The organism is Chryseobacterium sp. S90 (genome assembly GCF_047444895.1).
In the GTDB taxonomy this organism is placed as follows: Bacteria; Bacteroidota; Bacteroidia; order Flavobacteriales; family Weeksellaceae; genus Chryseobacterium.
On sequence record NZ_JBLGCX010000007.1, the window covers coordinates 12,544 to 38,062 of the forward strand.

General features: G+C 36.1%; 21 protein-coding genes. 13 read left to right on the forward strand and 8 right to left on the reverse strand.

The annotated features are described in order from the left end of the window. Nucleotides 1-39: 39 nt before the first annotated feature. The 7 genes from ACLMCG_RS17785 to ACLMCG_RS17815 form a co-directional block, all read right to left on the reverse strand. Nucleotides 40-1,041, reverse strand: a complete 1,002-nt coding sequence (locus ACLMCG_RS17785) for a glycosyltransferase family 2 protein (protein ID WP_413960637.1) — start codon at nt 1,039-1,041, stop codon at nt 40-42. Nucleotides 1,042-1,044: 3 nt separating this feature from the next. Further along, complete coding sequence (locus ACLMCG_RS17790) at nt 1,045-2,115, reverse strand: formimidoylglutamase (RefSeq protein WP_255812915.1); 1,071 nt, start codon at nt 2,113-2,115, stop codon at nt 1,045-1,047. A 245-nt stretch (nt 2,116-2,360) separates the two neighbouring features. Next, nucleotides 2,361-2,735 (reverse strand): hypothetical protein, encoded by a 375-nt coding sequence (locus ACLMCG_RS17795; RefSeq protein WP_413960638.1) that lies wholly within the window; start codon nt 2,733-2,735, stop codon nt 2,361-2,363. A gap of 374 nt (nt 2,736-3,109) precedes the next feature. Further along, entirely contained in the window at nt 3,110-5,686 is a 2,577-nt protein-coding gene (gene topA / locus ACLMCG_RS17800) for a type I DNA topoisomerase (RefSeq protein WP_413960639.1), read from the reverse strand. 277 nt (nt 5,687-5,963) lie between these two features. Further along, nucleotides 5,964-9,383 (reverse strand): T9SS type A sorting domain-containing protein, encoded by a 3,420-nt coding sequence (locus tag ACLMCG_RS17805; protein ID WP_413960640.1) that lies wholly within the window; start codon nt 9,381-9,383, stop codon nt 5,964-5,966. Nucleotides 9,384-9,587: 204 nt separating this feature from the next. Next, nucleotides 9,588-10,727, reverse strand: coding sequence for an EpsG family protein (locus ACLMCG_RS17810; protein ID WP_413960641.1), 1,140 nt, complete (start codon nt 10,725-10,727; stop codon nt 9,588-9,590). Nucleotide 10,728: 1 nt separating this feature from the next. Further along, nucleotides 10,729-11,736 (reverse strand): hypothetical protein, encoded by a 1,008-nt coding sequence (locus ACLMCG_RS17815; RefSeq protein ID WP_413960642.1) that lies wholly within the window; start codon nt 11,734-11,736, stop codon nt 10,729-10,731. 192 nt (nt 11,737-11,928) lie between these two features. Here ACLMCG_RS17815 and ACLMCG_RS17820 point away from each other — a divergent pair, with 192 nt between their 5' ends. The 5 genes from ACLMCG_RS17820 to ACLMCG_RS17840 are packed head-to-tail and all read left to right on the forward strand — an operon-like array spanning nt 11,929 to nt 18,562. Further along, nucleotides 11,929-15,585 (forward strand): MMPL family transporter, encoded by a 3,657-nt coding sequence (locus tag ACLMCG_RS17820; RefSeq protein WP_413960643.1) that lies wholly within the window; start codon nt 11,929-11,931, stop codon nt 15,583-15,585. A 39-nt stretch (nt 15,586-15,624) separates the two neighbouring features. After that, nucleotides 15,625-16,539, forward strand: coding sequence for a dialkylrecorsinol condensing enzyme DarA (locus ACLMCG_RS17825; protein WP_223601444.1), 915 nt, complete (start codon nt 15,625-15,627; stop codon nt 16,537-16,539). A 1-nt stretch (nt 16,540) separates the two neighbouring features. Beyond that, nucleotides 16,541-17,680 carry a beta-ketoacyl-ACP synthase III gene (locus tag ACLMCG_RS17830; protein WP_223601443.1) on the forward strand — a complete coding sequence of 380 codons (1,140 nt, stop codon included), beginning with the start codon at nt 16,541-16,543 and terminating at the stop codon, nt 17,678-17,680. Then, nucleotides 17,680-18,111, forward strand: a complete 432-nt coding sequence (locus ACLMCG_RS17835) for a hypothetical protein (RefSeq protein ID WP_223601442.1) — start codon at nt 17,680-17,682, stop codon at nt 18,109-18,111. The genes ACLMCG_RS17830 and ACLMCG_RS17835 overlap by 1 nt, the downstream gene beginning before the upstream one ends. Before the next feature lie 7 nt (nt 18,112-18,118). Next, on the forward strand, nt 18,119-18,562 hold the full coding sequence (locus tag ACLMCG_RS17840) for an ABC transporter permease (protein WP_309434158.1): 444 nt from the start codon (nt 18,119-18,121) through the stop codon (nt 18,560-18,562). Nucleotides 18,563-19,019: 457 nt separating this feature from the next. On the opposite strand, the gene ACLMCG_RS17845 is transcribed toward ACLMCG_RS17840, so the two are convergent. Next, nucleotides 19,020-19,199, reverse strand: coding sequence for a hypothetical protein (locus ACLMCG_RS17845; protein WP_180564740.1), 180 nt, complete (start codon nt 19,197-19,199; stop codon nt 19,020-19,022). Between the two features lie 310 nt (nt 19,200-19,509). Here ACLMCG_RS17845 and ACLMCG_RS17850 point away from each other — a divergent pair, with 310 nt between their 5' ends. From ACLMCG_RS17850 to ACLMCG_RS17885, 8 genes are all read left to right on the forward strand, one after another. Continuing rightward, complete coding sequence (locus ACLMCG_RS17850) at nt 19,510-19,914, forward strand: hypothetical protein (RefSeq protein ID WP_223601440.1); 405 nt, start codon at nt 19,510-19,512, stop codon at nt 19,912-19,914. Nucleotides 19,915-19,975: 61 nt separating this feature from the next. Continuing rightward, nucleotides 19,976-20,971 carry a BtrH N-terminal domain-containing protein gene (locus tag ACLMCG_RS17855; RefSeq protein WP_413960644.1) on the forward strand — a complete coding sequence of 332 codons (996 nt, stop codon included), beginning with the start codon at nt 19,976-19,978 and terminating at the stop codon, nt 20,969-20,971. Between the two features lies 1 nt (nt 20,972). Continuing rightward, a complete protein-coding gene (locus ACLMCG_RS17860) occupies nt 20,973-21,731 on the forward strand; it encodes an ABC transporter ATP-binding protein (RefSeq protein ID WP_223601439.1) in 759 nt (252 codons plus the stop codon). Next, entirely contained in the window at nt 21,718-22,986 is a 1,269-nt protein-coding gene (locus ACLMCG_RS17865; protein ID WP_413960645.1) for an ABC transporter permease, read from the forward strand. Before ACLMCG_RS17860 ends, ACLMCG_RS17865 begins: the two co-directional genes overlap by 14 nt. Next, nucleotides 22,961-23,404: an acyl-CoA thioesterase gene (locus ACLMCG_RS17870; RefSeq protein ID WP_413960646.1), complete on the forward strand. Its 444-nt coding sequence runs from the start codon at nt 22,961-22,963 to the stop codon at nt 23,402-23,404. Before ACLMCG_RS17865 ends, ACLMCG_RS17870 begins: the two co-directional genes overlap by 26 nt. Beyond that, nucleotides 23,401-24,567 carry a beta-ketoacyl synthase N-terminal-like domain-containing protein gene (locus ACLMCG_RS17875; protein ID WP_413960647.1) on the forward strand — a complete coding sequence of 389 codons (1,167 nt, stop codon included), beginning with the start codon at nt 23,401-23,403 and terminating at the stop codon, nt 24,565-24,567. The genes ACLMCG_RS17870 and ACLMCG_RS17875 overlap by 4 nt, the downstream gene beginning before the upstream one ends. Before the next feature lie 10 nt (nt 24,568-24,577). Beyond that, nucleotides 24,578-25,117, forward strand: coding sequence for a 3-oxoacyl-ACP synthase (locus tag ACLMCG_RS17880; RefSeq protein ID WP_413960648.1), 540 nt, complete (start codon nt 24,578-24,580; stop codon nt 25,115-25,117). 75 nt (nt 25,118-25,192) lie between these two features. Further along, on the forward strand, nt 25,193-25,450 hold the full coding sequence (locus ACLMCG_RS17885; protein WP_034692439.1) for a phosphopantetheine-binding protein: 258 nt from the start codon (nt 25,193-25,195) through the stop codon (nt 25,448-25,450). Nucleotides 25,451-25,519: the final 69 nt, after the last annotated feature.

Genomic DNA, 25,519 nt, shown 5'->3' on the forward strand with positions numbered 1-25,519 from the left:
TTCTATTGCTCGAAACAATAGTACGTACATTTGTGTTTATTAAATCAACTTTCTTATCAATCTTTTCTGTCCTCCAAAAAACAACAGATAAAAAATTTTTTTCTTCAAAGGCAAAGATAAAAGATAATTCTTACCAAAACGACTATAGTTCAATATATCTTGAATTTTTATTTGTCTTTCCTTCATAAAAAGGGCCAACTGATCAGACATATTATAAAACATTTCCTCTTTTTTCACAAAGGCCAGGTAAGCCAGGAATGAATAAACTCCTTCAAAAATCTGGAAATTTTTTAATTCTTCTTTTTTGTGAGAATACTTAGATTCATTGAATACATTTTCCACATCTGCCACTGCTTTCAGCATATCAAGTCCTTTTTCCGTATGAGTTTTCGTAATAGAATCGGTACGTTCAAGATATTGATAATAGAAATTTTGGGTCTGAGCAATGGTATCACACTCCAGTAAAAGTTGTGGAATCAACTGAATATCTTCAAAATGAACTCCTTTTTTAAATCTTCTCTGATTAAAAAGTTCTTTTTTGAACAGTTTATTGCATGCAAAATAGCTGATATCCGAGAACACTGAAAAATTATTTTCAAGAACTATTTTCTCGGACATATCAGGAAGCTGAGTGAGTTTTTGGGTAACTTTCCCAGTTTCGTCAACTTTCTGAATATTGCAGATCACCATTTTTGCCTGATGCTTCTCTCCTAACAGAAACATTTCTTCAAACATTTTTTCGGAAACATAGTCATCACTGTCTACAAAACCTATATAATCTCCGGCAGCTCTGTCAAGTCCAAAATTTCGGGCATCGCTTAAACCACCGTTTTCTTTGGTAAAAGCTTTTATTTTTTCCGGATATCTTTGTGCATATTCTTCAATTATTTTTCCTGAATTATCTTTACTTCCATCGTTTACTACAAGAATCTCAATACCGGTAAGACTCTGGTTTACCAAAGAGTCAAGGCATTTTGTCAGATAGTTTTCGACATTATAAACAGGAACAATAATGGATACTTTTGGGGGAACATTTGTCATACATTAAATTTTCGTCAGCCTTGCGTTCAACCAGCCTTTTTTAGCTTCATCAAAATCCTTTCTGGAACATGGAATGCAGTTCTCTATATTTTCATCATCACCAAAATACCACAAATTACTGAAAGTATCACGCTTGAAAGCATATTGTCTGTCATCTATCAAAACATAAAACAGCTCATAATGTCTTTCTTTTGGATGGGAATGCTGTATATTGATTCCTTCAATCAGATACCATAACATTTGCGCTAAAAGCTGGTGGTTCAACTGGTTTTCTGAATAAATATTATAATTAAAAATCCCTACAGATTTCAGGTTTTCACTCAATCCGATTTCTTTCATGTAGGCACAAATCTCTCTTCTGTTTAATCCATTTACCTGTGGATTCATGGAAAAAGGTTCGCTGAAACTTTCCACAGCATCACAATTTACGGTTACCAGATCAGCTTTTCTGAAGAAAGGTTCTGTTTTTTCTGTAGAATTCATCATTTCAGCAAGACGGATGATGTCAAACTCCACTTCTTTGATCAATCTTACGGAATCCATTTCATTCAAATGCTTCTGGTACCCTAAATGATGATAATTTTTAATAGAGAAATTCTTGGCTCCGAAAATTTTACCCAAGAAAGTATGTTCATTGATCGTTTCACCCTGTTGAAGAGAAATAATATTACTGATCTGGGTGTAATTGATATTTTTCTGATGAAAATTCAAAGCAGAAAATAATGAGAAGGCAAAATCATTGGATCCACCTACAATAACAGGAATCGCTCTTTTGTAATGACATGCCGACAAGACTTCCTGCAAAATATAGTGGGTATCCTGAACAGATTTCCCGGACACCAGATCTCCAAGATCTACAACAGGAATTTCAAAATCCATCTGCGAAAGTTTATAAAACTCGTTCCTCACCGCTGTAAAATCCTGTACTTCTGCATCTCCGCCCACCCCTCTGTAATCAGATACAAATAAAAGAACAATACTGTCTTCTTTAATATCTTTTGTAATCCGATTTCCTATCTGCCAGCTTTCTGTTTTAAAATTTCTTGGTGAAATGATAAAGTCTTCGAAATCCATATTTGAATATAATAATTTATTAATTGCTTGATATAACAAACATACAAAAAACATAGGAACTGAATAGGGTGTATTCATTTTGTTCACAAAAAAGGCATCAACATTTTTTTACAGCTTTGTATTTTTACGACCTTATTTTTTATCAACCTTGTCAAAGTTTAAAACTTTGACAAGGTTTTGCAAAAACAAATCCGCCTCATACATTGCATGAGACGGACTTTTATTCTAATTCGGTTGTTAACTGATTAGCATTTCCCGAATGACTGACTGATAATCGTTATTCCACCTATAATAATGGTAACTCTGATTCCTGTTGGAATTCCCCAGGTAGTACATATAGATAAGCAAGCCTGGCCAGCTGTCCCATTAGGAATACTTAATGGTATACTAAAACAATATTTCCCGAAACCTAATGGTAGGTTGATACAAACTTTGTTGTTCTCAACAGTAATTGATATACACTCTGCTGTTACAAGAAGATACCCTGCGCTTGCGTTGGCAAGGCTTAAGTCTGAGTCTGCTCCAGATGAGCGGCGACTTACCTGACTGTCTTCGTGTGATCTTTTTGCTGCTTCTAATGCGTGCGAAATAGCTTCTTCGCTAAATTTAAATTCTGGCATGATTTTATAGTTTTGTTTTCTTACTCGTTTGGCTTTTCAGAATCCGCCTCGTTTTTTAAAGTGGTTTCTGAGCTCCACCGCTTGTAATATTACGATGTAAAACTAAAGAATTAAAACACTGAATATCATAGTCTTAGTACTGAATTTTCCATTTGCGTATTTATACTTAGAGCTAAGTAATCATGGTCATTCGCAAAGTTATTTCCCGATATTGGGAAATTTATTTAACATATTATCCTATGCAATTTTATTTTTTTTAATGATTTCAATGAAAATCAAAATCCATAAATCTGTGTCATGATGTTGTACTTACTTTCCAAAACAAAAAAAGCACAGACCTAAATCTGTGCTTTCCTATTTTTATTAAAAATTATTTATTTTTTAGCTGCCGGTTTCTTAGCCGCAGGCTTTTTCGCTGTTGTAGTAGCTTTTTTAGTTGTGGCTGCTTTTTTAGCGGCAGGTTTTTTCTTTTCTGCAAAAGCTTTGGGATCCTGATCTGTAATCCATTTTTTAACCTCATCTAAAGAAAGTTCTTTCAATTCATCAGCTTCGTATTTTGTATCGTCTGCTTTCTTCGGAATTTTGAACATTGCTTTTCCAAATTTGATGAAAGGCCCCCATCTTCCGTTTTCAATGGAAATTTTTTCTTTTTCCCACTGCTGAATATATCGGTTGGCTTCTTTTTCAAGCTTCGCATCAATTAATTCATTGATATCGCTCTGAGAAAGATTTTCAAAGTCATATTTCTTTGGAACATTTACGAAAATAGCTTTGTATTTGATAAATGGTCCGAATCTTCCTGTTCCTTTCGTAACCGGTTCTCCTTTATAAGTTGCGATAGGAGCATCAGCAATTTTCTTTTCGTTGATAATTTCCTCCGCACGTTTCTGATCTACAGAAAGAGGGTCTTCTCCTTTTGGAATGCTGATATAAGTTTCTCCCCATTTTACATAAGGTCCAAATCTACCGACTCCTACAGAAACGGATTGTCCATCAACTTCACTTAAATCAAAAGGAAGTTTGAACAGTTCTAAAGCCTCTTCAAAAGTAATGGTTGCAATATTCTGACCCGTCATTAATGAAGCAAAAATTGGTTTTTCTTCATCATCAGTTTCTCCAATCTGGATCATCGCTCCAAATCTTCCGATTCTTGCGTGAACATTTTTACCAGTCTTCGGATCTACTCCTAAAAGCCTATCTCCTGTTGCACGGTCAGCATTTTCTTCTACATCTTCAATTCTCGGGTGGAATTTTGAGTAGAAATTCGTCATCATCTCCTTCCATTTCTGATCGCCACTTGCAATTTCGTCAAAACTTTCTTCTACTCTTGCTGTGAAACCGTAGTCAAGGATTTCTCTGAAGTTATCCGTCAGGAAATCATTTACCACTTCACCTATATCTGTAGGAATGAACTTATTTTTATCGCCTCCGAATTTTTCTTCAAGAACTACTTTTTTGATCTTATCTTTTGTTAAAGACATTTTGATCACTTCACGGGTATGTGGTTCAATTTCTCTCTTATCCACATATTCTCTGTTCTGAATCGTCTGAATCGTCGGAGCATAAGTAGATGGTCTACCAATCCCTAATTCTTCAAGCTTTCTCACCAATCCGGCTTCTGTATATCTTGCACTTGGTCTTGTGAATTTTTCAGTAGCAGTAATGGTTTTATAGTTCAATACTTCTCCTACAGTTACTTTTGGAAGTAATTTATCATTGTTCTCCTCATCTTCATCTTCTGTCTTCACAATGCCGTAAGCTTTCAGGAAACCATCAAATATGATTACTTCTCCCTGTGCTTCAAAATGATGGGGTAATGATGCATTTCCGATTTCAATCACCGTCTTTTCAATTTTGGCATTAGCCATCTGAGAAGCAAGCGTTCTTCTGTATATTAGTTGGTATAATTTATTCAGTTGTACATCTCCTATGCTTTTCACTCCAAAATCTGTTGGACGGATTGCTTCGTGAGCTTCTTGTGCAGAAGCAGATTTTGTAGTATAATTTCTTGGAGAAGAATATTCTGCTCCATATTCTGATGTAATTTGTTTTTTAGCTCCTTCGATAGCTTCCTGAGAAAGGTTTACGGAGTCTGTTCTCATATAGGTAATGTATCCTTCTTCATACAGCCTTTGTGCCAGACGCATGGTATTGGTTACATTATATCCAAGTCTTGAAGAAGCCTCCTGCTGTAATGTGGAAGTTGTAAACGGAGCTGAAGCGGAACGTGTACCCGGTTTGGTTTCAACATTCAGAACTTTAAATTCTGTAGTTTTTGCCTGCTCAAGGAATTTTTCTGCTTCTTCTTCTTTTTCGAAGTCTTTTTTAAGTTTGGCAGCTATTTCCTGTTCTGTTTTATTTAAAAAGATTCCATCAAGTTTAAAACTTGCTTTTGGTTTAAACTCACGAATCTCTTTTTCTCTTTCAACAATTAATCGTACTGCTACAGATTGTACTCTTCCGGCAGATAATCCCGGTTTTACTTTCTTCCATAAAACGGGTGACATTTCAAAACCTACAATTCTGTCCAGCACTCTTCTTGCCTGCTGGGCATTTACTAAGTTCTGATCTATATCTCTAGGATTGTCGATTGCTTTTAGAATGGCATTTTTGGTAATCTCATGGAAAACAATTCTTTTTCTGTTTTCAGGCTTCAACTTCAATTCATCCGCCAGGTGCCATGCAATAGCCTCTCCTTCGCGGTCCTCATCGGAAGCGAGCCATACCATATCGGCTTTCTTTACTGCAGCCTTTAATTCGGTTACCAATTTCTTCTTGTCTGCGGAAACTTCGTAATCAGGACTGAATGTAGTAAGGTCTATCCCCATTCCTTTTTTAGGAAGGTCCCGGATATGCCCGAAACTGGATTTCACTTCAAAATCCTTTCCTAAATATTTCTGAATAGTTTTTGCTTTTGCCGGGGACTCTACGATTACTAAATTTTTCGACATTCTAACTAAAAATTTTTGCAAAAGTAAAGCTTTTTTATTATATACTTTTTGTAAAACGGGTTTAATTTAACAATCCAGCTGGTTTATACCCCTTTTCAGCAACCATTTTTTAAAGAATCAAGTCCTTTGTAGTATAGGTTTTAGAGCGTTATATAGTTATCAACATTTTATGATATAGAATTTTTCATCAGCCATCATAGACGTAAGAGATATGCTTATATATAAAAAAGCAGAACAAGAGACCTCATTCTGCTTTTTAAAATCCTATTTTCAGAATTTATCGTTTTATAATTTTGACAACTGTTTCTGAATTATTTATCCTTATCAAATATACGCCTGCATTCAAGGATGACACATCCGTCTGATTATTTATAAACTGACCGGATTTCACAAGCTGCCCCAAAGCATTAAAAATCTGATAATGATATTCTTTATTTTCGGCAGCCTTGATGTATAGAATATTAGAAACCGGGCTTGGATATAAAGAAATTTTATTTTCCGTGATTCTAAATTCTACATTAGCAGTACTTAATGTTGAGCCACTAGGAATTACTGTGATTCTGGAAGCAGGCCCTTCTTCATTGCCATTTGCATCATATTCTATTTTTACACATCGGCATCCCGCACCAAAATACGGATCATTATTATCATGAAAGACCATTATCCTGTTGGTAGTAGAAGCAGCATCAAAAAGTACATTAACCGGTCTTCCCAAATAATTTGAATTTAAAGCTGATGTCCACACAGCCGGATACTGAAAATTAAGAACATTAAAAGTTCCCTGAGCCGTCTGATTGGCAATTACACTTCTGAAGCCTCTTGATCCGGAATCTGGGTAGTTTCCTAAAGGATATGCAGAATTATTAAAGAGATATCCTACCGTAGCATTGGTTGAATTTCTCACTCTGGTTCCTAAGTAATCAGTAGCTATACTATATGACGTGGCTATATTTTTATCTTTTTTATACCAGGGAGTCTGCCCAAAATCACTTCCTGAAACCAAAGCAACATTCATGAGATCGGGAATTCGCCAGCCTTCCGGACAAGGATCAAAAGGAGATTTCTCCCCTCCTCTTCCCCATCTGTCAGGTGCCAGGTTGGGTTCTGTTGCCAGCCAGTCTGTTCCGTTAGTATAATTGGGTGTCGCGCTGTTATAAGGAGCAAACGTACTTGGGATCATATATACCAAAGGGTTTTTAACGGAATAAGACAGTATCTTGGAAATCTTATCTTCCGGCTTGTCTGTAGCCTGCACATTTGATGCAGCAGCGTAAGTATTGTAAGGAACTATATAGCTACCTGAAAGATTGTTATAATCAGCCGGAGTAAGTGCAGCATAGGAAATCGTTCCGTTGGCAGCGGCAGTTCCTAAAGAAATATTGTAGAAACTTCTGTTATCCGCATTTTGAAAAGCAGGAATAGGGTCTTTTCGTCCCCATTGATAATGCAATCCTGTAGAAGCACGGATCTTCATCAGCTCTTCGGCGGTGGGTGCAAGGGGATTTGCTACATTAGGAAAAGCATCTGCTGCCCCAAGATTACGATCCATGAAAGTGGTCTGCAATATAACATCTGCTTTGTTCACATAATTTACATAATTTGTAACGACTTCCGGAGACTCTGTTGTATAAGTGTAAGATTGTATTGGGGAATCTGTAACCCAGATATGCCAGCTCCAATATACCGGAGCTGATATACTTCCGTTATGTAGGGTTACCACAGCATTTCCACTCTGATCAGGAGCTATTTCTACCGCTATTTTTGAATTAGTAAGACTCTGCAGCGAAGAAGGTGACGGATTGACTACCGAAATGCTACTGATAAGACCGCTATTTGTGGTCCAGAGAACATTTCCTTTTAAATTATTAAAATTGGAAGAGTTTAGTATCTCTGAATTATTCAACAATTGACTTTGGACTGAAAATGCCTTACTCACCGGAATTTCAATGACGGCAGTGGCTCCGCTTTTAACAATCTGGTAGGTGTTAGGATTATTGATTCCTTCTTTAAATTCTGTTGCTGCGGGTAGATATTCTGTAGGAAAATCATAATCATTAACAAGGTATAAAGGATCTTTTATACATCTGCACCCGTTCGCATCTGAGGTATACATTACCGACATAGGAAAGTAATAATAACGTCCTTTGATATTAGGATAATTGGCATCCGGAATATCAGGCTGCGTTTTATCCGGAATCATAGAAAGCCCTCTAACGGTAACAGCGGGGGAAGCATCGAACTGCCTTGCCATGGTAGCCGTCCACAAGGCAATATGATGCTGATCTGTATACTGCCCCGAATGAGCCCCTCTGATAAGCTGTCCATTTCCTGGAAAGATTCCCATATTATATCCTCCAACTGCAGAAAGATCAAAACCAAGATTAGGATACACCTTAAACCCTGTTATGAATGCAGGAATTCCTGCATTAGTTGGTTTTATAATATGGTATTTATTGGTCTCAAAAACATTTTTCGCCATATTGGTTTTTACTCCGAAAGGTGAAAAGTCTATTCTGATATCATCAATATAGGATCCGGAGGCAAGATTCGCAACCAGCATAGAGGGTATACGCCATCCGTTGGGACATGGGTCATAAGAAGATTTATCCCGGTAAGGTTTTGCTTTTTCATCGGTATTGTAAACAGCTTCTATTTTTCCCTGTGCATTATCAGACCAAAGGTTAAGCTCAGAAAGCCGGTTGGTGGGCAAAGTTGTAGACTTCCCAAACCAATTGACAGGAAGATTTAAATTATTATTGTAATAAGCCTGACCAGAATTATCTTCTTTATTGACATAGATAAGGCTCAACGGATTTTTTACAGAAAGTCTTAAGTTATTGGTAACCTCTGCCCCGGAAAGCAAAACAAATTTTCTAAGATCATCAATACTTACAGCATTACTCATATTTTTCGCTCCTCTATGTCTGACTCTTCCTATAGATCCTGAAGCTTCATAGAAATCGTTTCCTCTGGTAACCAATGGTGGAATTGGGTCTTTTCGTCCCCATTGATAAAGAAGTCCTATACTTTTGTTCCAGTCTGATACGGTGATAGAGCTTGTAAGTGCACCCAGATTCCTGTCCATCCATTTCCAATCAGCATCCGGAATTACTTCTGTTGTACCGTCTGATTTCATTCTTTTAACAGCATTAAAACTTCGGTAGGTTACTCCATTTGTAGGATCATCAGTAACCCATATATGCCAACTCCAATAGATTTCTCCATTCACCTTGAAGGCAACCACAGCATTTCCTTCTTTTGTTTTATTAATGGGAACTTTGATCTTAGCATCCTGTCCTGTCCCTATTATTTCGAGAGCATAATTTACTCCGGATTTTATGAGACCATGAACATCTTCCCAGAGTACATCTGCAGTCACTGTTCCTGCCGGAATCCCATTTCCGTTGAGATATCCGCCTCCTTCCCACATCGCATATGCTTTCTTTACAGGAACCAGCAAGCCTTCACTATTCTGACCGGGATCAAAAATGTAGCTGTTAGGTGCTTTTTTCCAATCCGGAAGAAATATTTTTTTCAATTCATGTGCCGGCCTGACCAGTGAATCCACGTTTTTAGCAACCGAAATTGCTTTTATATACTCAACTGAAGAAAGACTTCCTCTGATATTACCTTTCAAACAGATACTGAGTGATATCAGACAGAAGACTGCCGCTAATTTTCCAGCTAACCTTTTCATACCTTATAATTTAGTGTCATTATCCAAATACAATTTTTAAGCCTATTTCAATAAAAAGAGATTTATTTTATAAATATCAATAACATATTTGAATTATGATATTAATAATTCAAAACAAAACTAATAAACAGTACAAACATGAACAACCTTTTCACAAAAAAAAAGACAGCTAGGAAGCTGTCTTTATATTTTATCTTATAAATATTATGGAAGAATGTGGTTTTTGTAACGGTCTATCGAAAATCGTCCCGCCTTGATATTATTAAAGAGTGAGAAGACTACAAAATTGAAGACAACGAGTGAAATAATAAATGTATAAATCATGTTCTTGGTCCTCGCCGAAACAACATACATCGCATTCGGAATGATAATATACGAGAATCCGATAAATGTTCCTGCAAGCCTCGATGAGAAAATAGGGTTATTTCTAAAGATAAAGTACAGGCAAATCCCAATCACAGCATAGTTTCTATGGTATTCATAATAAGGGTAAAGCTCTTTCATCTTAGTATCAAAAACAAAAAGGAAGAAGGTCAGGATCGCCATCATCACCTCCGGAATTCCTATACTACCATTCAATCGTTGTGCTGTTACATCCATATACCCGTTAAAACCTTCTACAAGAGCGCTGTTCGACGCCATCCCATCCAGGAAACCTCCAAAACTCCTGTATATTTCAAACGGAGACAAAAACACGGAACCTATGATCATAATCAGCATCATCGTTTTATTTAGTGGAACACGAGCCAGCCAATACATAGGCAGGAATAAATAACAAACACTGTGTATACCTGATCCTATGAATATGAAAAATAAGTAATGCCAGAATTTCCGTTCTTTGATATACCGTATCGCAAAGTAAACGATAAAAGTCCCCAGGTTTTGTCTGATCTGCCCGCTTTCTCCGATAAAAAAGTTGGGAATAAACATAAAAAGGGTAAAAGTAAACGGATAAAATGTATTGTCTTCTGTATATTCTACTTTAAAGATCATCGCAAAAATAGCAATGACTAAGGTCAGCATATAAAAAGGTGCATTAAAAAAATTGAGGAGTATTTTGTTAATCAGTGTATACAGCCACTCTACATCCAGGTTTTCAGACCCTTCCATATGAAGCATCTTCATAAAGATACTGTAGTAGCTTTTGGTGTCAGAGTAAATATAAATCCCTTTGTAACTTCCGTAGTCAGGACCTACTTCATTTCTTAACCCGACAATAATAATGAAATAAACAGCAAGGAACCAGAACCATTTTTTATCAACCTTCTTTCCATACACCTCCTGAATACTGAAGAACAGCATATAGAGGATTGCAATAATATAATATGGGTGTAATAAACTCATGTTAAATCTCTGATGTTTTTTTAAACTGATGATAGACAGTGATAATTCCTGTCAAAATTAAAGGCAGAAAAAGTCTCACCTCCCAAAATAACCCTACTAAAGTAATCATGATAAGGTAAGGAATTGAAAAGAAAAAATATTTCCCAAAAACAGTCCTGTTTTCTTCATCAGTACAAAGTCTGTATATAAAGTAAATCACAATGATGGCAAAGATCAATCCCGCAAGATTGAAAGGACTTGAAAAGTTTCTGTTGATATAAAAACCTTCTACGAATGTAGTTTCATCCTGAACAAGAAAAGCTCTCAATCCCAGATAAGGAACAAGAAAAGCAACAACCAGAGGTAGTATTTTCCAGATCACCTGATAATTTCCTTTTTTCAATTCATCAATATTGAAAAACACGGCAGCAAAAAAAGCAATATTCAGACAGGCTGTCTCTCTTACCAATGTAGAGATTGCGATAAGACCTATGAGAATAAAAAAGAAGATATTTCTTCTGGTATCTAAGTATTTCAGTGTTAAAAATACACCGGCCAGATAACAGAAAAGTGCAATCGTATCACAATTTGTCGGTGCATACTGAGTAATTACGATAAAAAAAACAGATAAAAGATGGATAATTCTTCTTGCATTAAGATTGAGCAGAAGACCTGTAGACTTCAGTTTAAATACAGCATCTAAGATCAGGGAGCATCCAATAAAAAACACGCTATTCATCAGGAAAAGTCCATGGTAAAAAGGCGTTCCGTTTTTTGTCAAAAAATCTTTGAAGAAAGAAAGAGGACCATTGATCAGGTTATACATCAGATCTGTCATCTGCACACTCAGGTAATTGGGAATCACCCTGTAGGCGTATACCGAGGAAAATAAGAAGTCGGGAGTTGTTTCTGATGTTTTCAGTCTTGTATAGGAAGATTCAAATCCATAATAAGACATAGCAAACAGCAGAAGCGGAAGTACTATTACAAATAGAAATCCGTTTATTTTTTCATCATTTCTTTTCAACATATCTAAAACAGATTCTTATTTTTTAATAATAATTGTGATTTAAAATACATTTTTTTAAAGGGGAACTTTTGCAAAAGTAGAATATTTTTTCATTCTTCCTAGAATATTTTATTGATTTTCAGTCAAAACTTCTCTCCAACTATTTTGAACTAATGCTTAAAAAATTAAATTTGCAGACTTGATTTACATGCAATGCATCGTTTTTTTATATTTTTATATTATCTGATTTCCAGAAATAAAATCCTATCTGTACTTACAGCCTTAGGAATTGCTGTTTTATGCTTGTTTTTTGCATCAAAGATCAATTTTGAGGAAGATATCAATCAAATCATTCCTAAAAATGAAAAATCTGATCTTACGGCGAAGGTTCTTAAGCAGCTTAATTTTTCGGATAAGATCATCGTTATTATAGAGAATAAATCCGGCGAAGACAGCTTCCAGCTTTCCGAAACGGCAGATACTTTTTTGCAGAAAATAGAACCTTTGCAAAAGTATATAGGTTCTGTTCAGGGCAAAGTAAATGATAATGAAATCTCGGAAACATTTGATTTTGTAAGCCAAAACTTACCATTATTCCTTAATGAAAATGATTACAAGGAAATAGACCGCAAACTTCAGAAAGACAGCATTGCCAAACAAGTAGAGAATAATTACATCTCTTTGGTTTCTCCAACAAGTCTTGTAACCAAAGAATTTATTAAAAAAGACCCTTTGGGACTTACTTTTTTAGGAATCAAAAAATTAAATGCCTTAAACATCAGTAAGGATTTCAAACTTGAAGACAGCTATATTGTAACCAAAGACGGAAAAAACCTGTTACTATTTATTGATCCTAAAAATAAAAGTAATGATACGAAAGCCAATGAAACTTTTGTAGACCAGCTCAACTCAATAAAAGATGGCATTAATAAACAGTTCAAGGGAAAAACAGAAATCAGTTATTTCGGTTCTCCGGTGATTGCCGTGGCCAATGCCAAACAGATCAAAAAAGACATTCAGAATACGGTAGTAATTTCTATGACGGTTCTTTTGATCCTTCTGATCTATTATTTCAGGAATTTCTTTACTCCCATCATTGTCTTTTTACCAACAGTATTCTCTGTACTTCTTGCTTTATTGATTCTTTATTTTATTAAAGATAAAATTTCAGCAATCTCATTAAGTGTAGGAGCTATCCTGATTGGAATTACGATAGATTATGCCCTCCATATCCTTACCCATTACAAGCACAACAACAATATTGAAGAGCTTTACAAAGAAATCACCCAGCCTATTATCCTGAGTAGTGCAACGACAGCTGTTTCATTCCTGTGTCTGGTTTTTGTACGTTCTGAAGCATTGAAAGATCTTGGGCTTTTTGCTGCTATCACCGTTATTCTTTCTTCAGTTTCAGCATTGATTATTGTTCCCCAGCTGTATAAACCCAAAGAAAAAGGAGAACACCTCAACACTAATTTCATCGACAAGATAGGATCTTATCCTTATGAGAAAAACAAACCTTTGATTATAGGATGCTCTATTATCATTCTTGCCTGCCTGTTCGGATTCAGGCATGTAGGTTTCAATGAAGACATTGGCGATCTTAATTATATTCCAAAAGATCTCAAAATCAGTGAAGCCAAACTGCAGAAGCTTTCTGATATTACCTCAAAATCGATTTATACAATCTCTTATGGAAATTCTGAAGAACAGGCACTAACCCGTAATTCCGAATTAAACAGTTTCCTTGAGAAAGAGAAAAAAGAGGGTAAAATATTAAGCTACAACTCTATCGGAAGTATTGTTCTTTCGGAAAAGGACCAGCAAAAAAAGATTGAGAAATGGAACAGCTTCTGGAATGACTCTAAAAAGAATCAGACTATTTCTGAATTGACCCGTAATGGAAATAAATTTGGATTCAACGGTTCAGCTTTTGACACCTTCAATGAAGCTTTGCATAAAAACTATACTGCGTTAAGCCTTAAAGACTATGAAAAAATAAAAGCTCTTCAGATCTCAGAATTCATGAGCAGCGAAAACGGTTTTTACACCGTTTCCAATGTAGTAAAAGTGGATGAAAACAAAAGAGATGCTTTCATTAAAGATATTGAAAAGAAGCATGATGCTCTTGCCATTGACCGCCAGCAGATGAACGAGAATTTCCTCGGTTTGCTGAAAAGAGATTTCAATACGCTGATCAATTATTCTCTTTTAGCAATTGTTCTCACCATTATTGTATTTTTTAGAAATCTTGAACTCACCATTCTTACCATGTTCCCGATTGTTTTAACGGGAATTGTAACAGCAGGAATCCTTTATTTCTTAGGATTGGAACTCAATATTTTCAGTACCGTAGTATGTACCCTGGTCTTTGGAGTGGGAGATGATTTCAGTATCTTCCTGACACAGGCTATGCAAAAAGAGCACACAACAGGAAAAAATGAATTGCCAACTTACAGAACATCCATTATTCTTGCGGTTTTCACCACTATTCTTTCCATTGGATCACTGATCTTTGCCAAGCATCCTGCGCTGCATTCTTTGGCATTAGTAGCCCTGATCGGAATGTTTTCCGTGATTATTATTACTTCTACCCTATATCCTTTCTGGTTCCGATTATTCATTATCAACCGGGCGAAAAAAGGTTTATCACCCATTACCCTCAGGTTATTTTTAAGGGCTGTATTTTCGTTTTTATATTACGGATTAGGTGGATTGATATTTTCAGCTTTCGGAAGTTTATTTATTAAAAATGCGAAAGGAAAAACATTAGACATCATCAAACTGATTCTGGCTAAATTTTTAACATCGGTACTTTACTTAACTCCTTTTGTAAAGAAAAGGGTCATTAAAAACACAGCTGAAGATTTCAGTAAACCGGCCGTTATTATTGCCAACCATACGTCTTTCTTAGATACTCTGGCGATTGCCATGGCTACTCATAAAATCATCTATCTGGTGAATGACTGGGTATATGATTCTCCTGTTTTCGGAAAACTGGTAAAAGCACTGGGCTTCTATCCGGTTTCCCAGGGAATTGAGAACGGAATGGATAAACTGAAGGAAAAAATTGCACAAGGATATTCTCTTGTTGTTTTCCCTGAGGCAGAGCGTTCGTATACCAATGATGTTAAAAGATTCCATAAAGGAGCCTTCTATCTTGCTGAGCAATTTGAACTGGACGTTCTTCCGCTTTACATTCATGGAAACTCTGAAGTATTACCAAAAGGAGACTTCATCATCTATAACGGAAGTATTACCGTAAAGGTAGGCAACAGAATAAGCAAAGACGATATGAGCTTCGGCAAGACTTATTCCGAAAGAACAAAGAAGATCAATGCTTATTTCAGGGAAGAATTTGCAAAACTGAGAGAAGAGATCGAGGATGAGAATTATTTTAAAAAGAAACTGTTTCTGAGCTATCTTTATAAAGACAGTGAAGTGGTAAATGAAGTAAAAGAAGACTTCAACACCAAAAAATCAGTATATTTCGAACTTAATAAGCATATTTCCAATGAAGCCAACATCCTCCACATGGCTGATGACTTCGGACAAAAAGATGCATTATTGACTTTATATCAGGCCAGCCGAAGAATTTTTTCTCTGATAAAAAGTGATGAAAAAAGAGCAATAGCCACGCACAGCTATCTGGTAAAAAGAAGAAAGATACAGTATATAAAAGACCTTTCGGAAGTGAGTAAAAAGATTGATGTTCTTTTGATCTCACATGATGATTTCAGCTTCAATGAGATTCAGGTTCTTCCTGAGACCATCATTTTTGTCAACACAAATAATGCTTCGTTTGAAAATGATAATTATATACTAGAATTTAGTTCTGAATCATTAAAAGTATTTAAAACTAAAAAATAAATATGAAAAACATACTTTTGTAAACGCTAAAGAAAACTAATGAAGAAAAATATACTTGTCATATATTATTCACAAACCGGACAACTCGAAGATATTGTGAGGAACATTGCAAAACCTTTTGAAGCCCAGAAGGAAAAATACGATGTAACCTATTATAATATTCAGCTAAAGGATGATTTTCCTTTTCCCTGGCCTGGTGATGTTTTTTTCAATACCTTTCCAGAGTCTTATTTACAGATTCCAAAAGAAATTCTGCCTCCATCGGAAGAAATTCTGAACAAAAAGTACGACCTTATTCTTTTCGGGTATCAGGTATGGTATCTCACACCATCCATTCCTATCATTTCATTTTTAAAGAGTGGTTATGCAGAACGTATTCTTAAAGATACACCTGTAGTCACTATCTCCGGAACCAGAAATATGTGGATGCTTTCCCAGGAGAAATTAAAGGTATACTTAAGAGATTTACAAGCTAAACTTGTCGGGAATATTGCACTGGTAGACAGACATGACAATTATACAAGTGTATTAACTATCCTTCGATGGCTTACAACAGGGCAGAAAGAAAAATCCGGAATGCTTCCCGCTGCAGGGGTTTCCGATGAAGAAATCACAGGCTCGGTAAAGTATGGCGAGATTATTGAAAGACATTTTAATAATAATGACCTTAATAATCTACAGCCGGATCTCGTAAAAAACGGAGCCATTGAAATTCGTGCGTTTTTAGTACGGGTAGAAAAGGTAGGAAACAAAATTTTCACAGTATGGTCTAATCTGATTATTAAGAAAAAAGAGAAACGCCCATTGCTGATAAAATTCTTTAAGGTATATTTGATGGCAGCGATATGGATTATCTCACCTGTCGTTTTGGTTTTACACCTGCTTACAACCCCTATATTTTGGTTTAAAAGACAAAAACAAAAAAGATATTTACAAGGAATTAATTTAAAATAGAATGTACGACGTATTTATAACAAAAGCATCAAAATACTTACCCAATGAGCCGGTAGCGAATGATGAAATGGAGACTTATCTTGGGCTTATCAATGATGCGCCATCTAAAGCAAAATCACTTATCCTAAGAAATAATAAAATCACAACAAGATACTACGCTTTAGACAAAGAGGGAAATCCTACACACTCTAATGCGCAGCTTACTGCAAAAGCAATTGAAGGACTTTTTGACGAAAATTTCAAAAAGGAAGATATGAAATTATTATCCGTAGGAACTACTTCGCCAGACCAGATCCAGCCTTCTCATGCTTCTATGGTACATGGTGAACTGAACATCGGAAAATCTATTGAGATTAATACTTCAACAGGTCTTTGTAACTCAGGGATGAATGCTCTGAACTATGGATTCCTTTCTGTAAAAGCCGGTGTACAGGAAAATGCTGTATGTGCTGGTTCCGAAAGAATGTCTGCATGGATGACTGCTGATAAATTCAACCACGAGGCTGAAAATTTAAAATTACTGGAAGAAAGACCTATTATTGCTTTCAAAAGAGAATTCCTTAGATGGATGCTTTCTGACGGAGCAGGTGCTTTCTTATTAGAAAATAAACCGAGGGAAAACAGTACTTCCTTAAAAGTAGAATTCATTGATTTCTATTCTTATGCGCACGAAATTGAAGCATGTATGTATGCCGGATGTGATAAACTGGAAGACGGAAGCCTGAAATCATGGGCAGATTACCCTTCTGATGACTGGTTGAAGCAATCTATTTTTGCCATCAAACAGGATACTAAAATCCTTGATAAATATATCCTTGTAAAAGGAGCGGAAAGTTTAAGATCTTCTTTCGACAAACATAATCTGGATCCGGAGAAAATCGACCATGTATTGGCTCACATTTCTTCAGGCTATTTCAAAGATGGGCTGAAAGAAGAATTTGCTAAAAAAGGAATGGATTTCCCTGCAGAAAAATGGTTCTATAATCTTTCTGAAGTTGGAAACATCGGAGCAGGGTCTATATTTATTGCCCTTGAAGAATTGATGAACTCCGGAACATTGAAAAAAGGAGAAAAAGTACTTCTTTGTGTTCCTGAAAGTGGAAGATTCGCTTATTCTTGTGCTCTATTAACCGTTTGCTAATGGAAAACAGACTGCCGACCTCCGATAAAGATTTTGTAGAAAGCCTTATTCCGCAACGGTTTCCTTTTGTGATGGTGCATGAATTGTCAGAATATTCTGAAAACCACCTTTTATCCGGTTTTGAAATCAAAGAAGATAATCTTTTTATTCAGGACGGTTTTTTTCAGGCTTCAGGACTGATTGAGCATCAGGCACAGAGTGTTGCGCTGCATACCGGATATAAATATTATCTGCTGGGAAAAGATGCTCCTACCGGATATATTGGAGCCATTAAATCTTTTGAAGCTGAAATATTGCCCAAAACAGGAGATCATCTGACATCTGAAGTAACAATCCTTAATGAAGTAATGGGAGTAACTCTGGTAGATATTGTTACGAAACTGAACGGTGAAGTGATTGCAAAATCTCAAATGAAAACCGCTGTAAAATAAACTGTAAATGGAAATAAAGGAAGAGAATATCATCAATATACACAACTTTTTACCGCATCGCGAACCGATGCTAATGGCAGACTATATCCTGGAGCTGACCAAAGAAAAAGTAGTGACTTCCTTTGAAATAAAAGAAGATAATATATTTGTTCACAACAATGAGTTTGCTGAAGCCGGATTAATTGAAAATCTGGCGCAGACCTGCTCATCTATCCTTGGACAAAGCTTCTTTGAAAATCCTGAAGCAGATACAAAAGTGATCGGGTTTATTACCAACATTAAGAAAATTGAGATTTTTGCCCTTCCAAAAGTGAATGACAAAATTATTTCCAAGGCATCTCTTATTTCACAGTTTGAGAACATTTGCCACATCTTCTGTGAAACATTTCATAACGATGAATTATTGATCAGAGCGGAAATTAACCTGTTTATTCAGGAAGTCAAATCGTAAAGATCAATTCAACATAGATATAAAAGCTGTACAGAAACGTGCAGCTTTTTTATTTTTGATGTGAACATTTGTGCAATTCATTGGTGCCATTTGTGTTTAAAATATAGGTTTTGGTTAAAAGTTGATTTTTTACATTTTTTGCAAGTGGGCTAAAGCTCCCTCCTATTGAATTGATTACAACTGTTTTACAATAAAAAAACATTCATTTTCATATATTTAAAGCTAATCAACCCAACTGAAAACCAATGCAATACAAATAAAAAACTTCATCGTAAGAGGAATTATTTCACGTGAAACATTATAAAAATCCGTGAAACTCTGATCATCAGGGAGAAACAGTTTAAAACAAGAAAAAAGCGGAACATTTCTGTTCCGCCTATGATTTCTACTTAAAGGTTTTATTTTTTATAAAACAATAAATTACGATCAGATTTTATCTGAGATATTGAATATCTCCTTAGATAATCACCTCATAATCATTTCCACCGCAAATCTGCTCTGCAGAAGAAGCAATATCAGTATTGACATTCACATTACGGATTTGGCCATTGGTTCCATTAGCACATGAAATGTAAGCAGTTAGTCCTCCTTTCACTTCTTTTAACTCATTCTTTGTAAGTAACTTTAAATTTTTCATGAAATTTAATTTGTTGTTGATTATTAGTTTTTGTTGTTTAACACAAACAAATATAGATAAAACAATCAAATAAAAAATATATCCTTAATAATTAACAAAACTTTATAAATCTGCTATTTAACATAATTAGATTGGGTCATCAGTACCTATGGAATACTTTTGGTACAGCCTATGTATCAAGCAAAAGCTCCCTTAGATTTAATATGATTTACATATAATGTATTTTCACTATTTTAGCCACCTGATTATAAGAATCAGAAAACAGGTGAAGATTTTTCATCTGGAATCTAAAAAAATTGACATTATTTAGATGAAAAAACAAGATCTGCCTCAAGACGAAAGTAACCTGAAATCCGCCAACATGACTGAAGTTCTGTATGTGACGGATGAGAATGACAACTACACGACAGCGAACAGTACCGGCTGGGATGCCAAGAAAGCTGCTCTGGATGAATCGATGGAACTTATTTATGAAAGAATTGAGGAAGCAAAACAAAATGTTGCCCATCATAAAGTAAGCCCCATTGTTTATTTTATGGAACTGAATAAAATGGATCTGGGTGTCCTTGCTTCTTATGTAGGTATGTGGCAATGGAGGGTAAAGAGACATTTTAAGCCCAAAGTATTTAACACACTAAGCGAAACTGCACTGAAAAAATATGCCGAAGCATTCGGGATTTCAGTGGATGAATTAAAAAAATTCAACGGGAAATAAATGAAATAAGGCGATATATAGTGCCTGATCCATTTGACCCATGAAAAGATACAATCAGCAAATGAAATTAAACTTTGAACACCATCAGACTGCGCATTGCGAAAACGGTGTTGCTTCTAATCTACTGCTTAATAAAGGCCTGAAACTAAGTGAGCCCATGATCTTCGGGATCGGTTCCGGGTTGTTTTTTGTCTATCTTCCTTTTTTAAAGGTGAATTTTGCTCCGGGCTTCAGCTATCGTCCGATGCCGGGTGCTATTTTCAGCAAAGCAGCGAAAAGATTAGGAATTAAAATCAAAAGAGAAAAATTCTCGAATCCTAAAGATGCCCAAAAGGCCCTTGAAAGAAATCTGGAACAAAATATCCCTACAGGACTTCAGGTAGGTGTTTTTAACCTTACTTACTTCCCTGAAGAATATAAGTTCCACTTCAATGCCCACAACCTTGTGGTGTATGGAAAAGAAGATGGAAAATTCCTTATCAGTGATCCTGTGATGGATTATACCACTTCTCTTTCCGAAGCCGAATTGGAAAAAGTAAGATACGCCAAAGGAGCACTGCCTCCAAAAGGGCATATGTATTACCCTATTTATGTTCCGGAAAATGTAAACCTTGAAGAAGCCATAAAAAAAGGAATTAAAGACACCTGCAAAAACATGCTGGCTCCGGTACCGCTTATTGGGGTAAAAGCCATGAGATGGGTCGCAAAAAGCATCCCGAAATGGGCAGAAAAGAAAGGAACCAAAGTAACCAACCATTATTTGGGACAGCTTATCAGAATGCAGGAAGAAATTGGAACCGGAGGCGGCGGATTCAGATTTATCTACGGAGCATTTCTTCAGGAAGCATCAGTTATTCTTAAAAATGATGAACTAAAAAAATTATCAAAAGAAATTACTTCTATTGGTGATCTTTGGAGAGACTTTGCCGTGGATATTGCCAGAGTGTACAAAAACAGAAACTCAAAAAGTAATATCTACAATGAACTTTCAAAAACGATGCTGCATATTGCAGATCTGGAAGAAGCTTTCTATAAAAAACTGAGAAAAGCGATCTGATATGGCAGAAAATATGATCGAGATTAAAAGCCTATATAAGAAGTACAAAAATTCTGATGAGTTTTCTGTAAATGATATCTCTTTGAATATCAGCAAAAATGAAATTTACGGAATTCTCGGACCCAACGGAGCAGGAAAAACAACTTTGATTTCTATGCTTTCGGGGCTGATAAAACCTACTTCAGGACAATTTACCATCAATGGATTATCTCCACAGAAGGATGGATTTAAAATAAGACAGATTATCGGTATTGTTCCACAGGAATATGCATTATACCCAACGCTTACAGCCAAAGAAAACCTGATGTTTTTCGGAAGTCTGTATGGCTTAAAGCATAACCAGCTTAAAAAGGTAATTGATGAATCTCTGGAAATCATGGGGCTTTCAAAATTTGCCAACAAACAGGTAGGACAATTTTCAGGAGGAATGAAACGTCGATGCAACCTCATCGCCGGAACGCTTCACAATCCTAAAGTTCTATTCTTAGATGAACCAACCGTAGGAGTTGATGTTCAGTCTAAAAAAGCAATTATTGACTATCTTTTAGATTTAAATAAACAAGGTACCTGCATTATTTATACTTCCCATCACCTTTCGGAAGCAGAAGAATTCTGTACTAAAATTGCCATTATAGACCATGGAAAGATCCATGCAGTAGGAACACCTGAGGAATTGGTGAACAGAGTAGCAAGCGCTGAAAACCTTGAAGATGTTTTCATTTCATTAACCGGAAAAGAATTAAGAGATGTTGTTGTATAAACTGTGGAGAAGCTTTATTAAAGAAATTCTTCTGCTGAAAAGAGATATCGGGGGTATTGTCATCATCTTTGTGATGCCGCTCCTTTTGATTGTTACTATTACCCTTATTCAGGATTCTACCTTTAAAAATCTTGAAGGATCAAAGATTCCGATTATATTCATTGACAATGACAAGTCTGAAGTTTCAAAGAATATAAAAGCAGAACTGGAAAACAGCAAAACATTCCAACTGCTCACTAATTTCAATGAAAAATCTGCTCAGGATGCTGTTTTTTCCGGAGATTATCAGATGGCCATTGTTATTCCCGATAATTTAACGAAAGATTTAAATTCCAATATTGATTCTAAAGTTCAGACCATTGTAAGTTCATTCGGACTGGAAGGAGATTCGGCAAAAGTAAAAACAGCCGCTCCAAAGGCCAAAGAAATTCATTTGTACTTTGACCCTGCGACCAATGCCGGATTCAAAAACTCAGTGATGAATTCCGTCAACAAAATGGTTTTTGAGATTGAAAATAAAAAGATTTACAAAGCATTCCAGGAACAGCTGGGAACAACGGAAAATCTTGATGAAAATAAAAACCTGATCAGCTTTAAAGAAATCACACCAAAGAAAGGTGCAATGGACGTCATGCCGAATTCTGTTCAGCACAACGTTCCCGCCTGGACTCTTTTTGCAATCTTCTTTATTGTAGTCCCTTTATCCATTAACCTGGTGAAGGAAAAAAGCCAGGGAACAAGTGTAAGAGCAAGAATAAGCCCTACTCCCTACTTTGTTCATATTTTAGGAAAAACATTTACTTATCTTATCATCTGTATTATTCAGTTTCTACTGATGGTTGCGGTCGGAATTTATCTTTTCCCATATATGGATCTTCCGGCATTTGATGTATCCGGAAAAATGTTCCAGCTTGTTACTGTAACATTATTTGCAGGATTGGCAGCCATTGGATTTGGAGTTTTATTGGGAACTATTGCCGATACTCAGGAACAGTCTGCTCCATTTGGTGCAACTTCTGTAGTGGTTTTGGCAGCTATCGGTGGAATCTGGGTTCCTGTATTTTTAATGCCGGAATTCATGCAGACCGTAGCGAAATTCTCTCCTATGAACTGGGGACTGAATGCCTATTATGATATTATTTTAAGAAACAGCGGAATTGGCGGGATTGCCAAAGAACTGGTTTTCCTTTTCTTATTCTATATTGCCACTGTAGCTATTTCTATATTTTATGAAAGAAAACAAAATGCAGTCTAAAGAAAATATATTAACCTGTACTGAAGAAGTAAGAGTACGATTCAATGAGACAGATCCGCTGGGAATTGTCTGGCATGGGCATTATATCGTTTATTTTGAAGACGGAAGAGAAGCTTTTGGCCGTCAGCACGGCTTAACCTATCTTGATATCCAGAATGCAGGATTTGTAACACCTATTGTAAAAAGTACCTGTGAGCATTTTCTTCCTTTAAAATATGGAGAAACTTTCAGGATTGTAACCACTTATGTAAATTCAATATCTGCCAAGCTGATATACAGATATGAAATCTTCAACAAGGAAGATCAATTGGTATGCAGCGGAGAAACCATCCAGGTATTTCTGGACAGTAACGGAAGCCTATGTCTGTACAATCCGGAATTTTTTCAAAACTGGAAAGATAAAATGGGGTTATCATGAGGAAAGAAGTCTATATCACAGATTACAATTGTGTAACTCCGCTGGGATTCACAGCAGATGCAAACTGGAAGGCACTTTTGGAAGGAAAATCCGGAGTTGCTTTACATAAAATCATAGACAATCAGGATGCTTTTTATGCTTCCATGATTGATTCTGATAAACTGAATGATGAATTTAATAGATTCTTCGACAGTGCTCAGAATGATATGATCAATTTCACAAGGCTTGAAAAAATGCTTCTTTTAAGTTTAAGGCCTCTTATTGAAAAACATGCCCCATCAGATAACACCGCTTTTATCCTTTCAACAACAAAAGGAAACATCAGCCTGTTAAAAAACCAACCTGAATTACCGGAAGGCGTTTATTTATCGAAATTAGCACAGAAAATAGCAGATTTCTTTGGATTCACAACAAAGCCTATTGTTGTTTCCAATGCCTGTGTTTCAGGAGTAATGGCGATTGCAGTGGCGAAGAATATGATTCAGGCGGGAAAATATAAAGATGCTTTTGTTATTGCGGGGGATGAGCTTTCTGAATTTGTTATTTCAGGATTCAATTCATTTCAGGCGATAGGATCAGGGCCATGCAAGCCTTATGATAAAAACAGAGACGGGATTAATATCGGTGAAGCAGCAGCTGCTGCTTATGTAACCAGCTGTCATTCTGACGAAGGAAGAATCTCACAAAACGAAAAACTTAGATTTAAAGTCCTGGGAGATTCTGCAGTGAATGATGCCAACCACATCTCCGGACCTTCAAGAACCGGTGACGGTTTGTATGCCAGTATTAAAAATGCGATGACAGAAGCCAATGTTTCTTCAAAACAGATCGATTTTATTTCTGCCCATGGAACAGCGACTTTATATAACGACGAAATGGAAGCCATTGCCTTCAACAGAATGGAACTCCAAAACGTCCCACTCAACAGTATGAAAGGCTATTACGGACATTGTCTGGGAGCGTCAGGACTTCTTGAAAGTATTATTTCTATGGAAAGCGCCCTTCACGGCACACTGCTTCCCTCAAAGAATTTTGAAGAAACAGGAGTAACCCAGCCTTTGAATATCATCAGAGAAAACCAATCTGCAGCTGTAAGATACATTCTGAAGACGGCTTCAGGTTTTGGTGGCTGCAATGCAGCTGTTGTGCTGGAAAAATGTTAAAATGAGCATCATGAAGAAAACAAACATCTGCACCATAGAACATTCAAAAATAACCGTTGACGGAAATCTTATTTTTGAAAGCCCTGGCAAAACATTTCAGGAATTTGCCAAAGAAGCCTATAAAAGTTTAGACCTAAGCTATCCCAAGTTTCATAAAATGGATCAGTTGAGTAAACTTGCCTTTCTTTCTGCTGAAACCATTTTAAAAGATGAAGATCACAGCAGAACCGCCATCGTTTTTGCCAACAGATCTTCCAGCCTGGATACAGATTTCAAATATCAGGAAAGTATCAATGATCAGGATAACTTTTACCCGAGTCCGGCCGTTTTTGTCTACACTCTTCCTAATATCTGTGTAGGTGAAATCAGCATTAAACACAAAATGCAGACAGAAAATGCTTTTTTTGTTTTGGAGGAATTTGATGAAAATTTTTTAAACGATTATTCAGAACAAATCCTGCTGTCCGGGAAGGCTGACAAAGTATTGTGCGGCTGGGTGGAATTGTATCAGGAAAATTACAAAGCTTTTGTATATTTGCTAACCTTATAAAAATGTAACAATATAACAGTGTGATGATATAATGATCTTAATGACATACTGAAGCACTGATAAACCAACTTAATTATGGAAAACTTAAAAACAGAATTGAAACACAAAATTATTGAAGTTCTTAATCTTGAAGACGTATCTGTAGAGGAAATCAAAGATACTGATCCATTATTCGGAGGAGGATTAGGACTTGATTCTATTGACGCTTTGGAACTGATCGTTCTTCTTGATAAAGACTACGGAATAAAATTAGCTGATCCTAAAAAAGGAAAGGAAATCTTTCAATCTATTGACACGATGGCAAAATTCATCGAAGACAACAGAACGAAATAAATTAATATAACAATCTAACAGTGTAGCCATGTAGCAATTATTAATCAATTGTTAGATCGCTGCACTGTT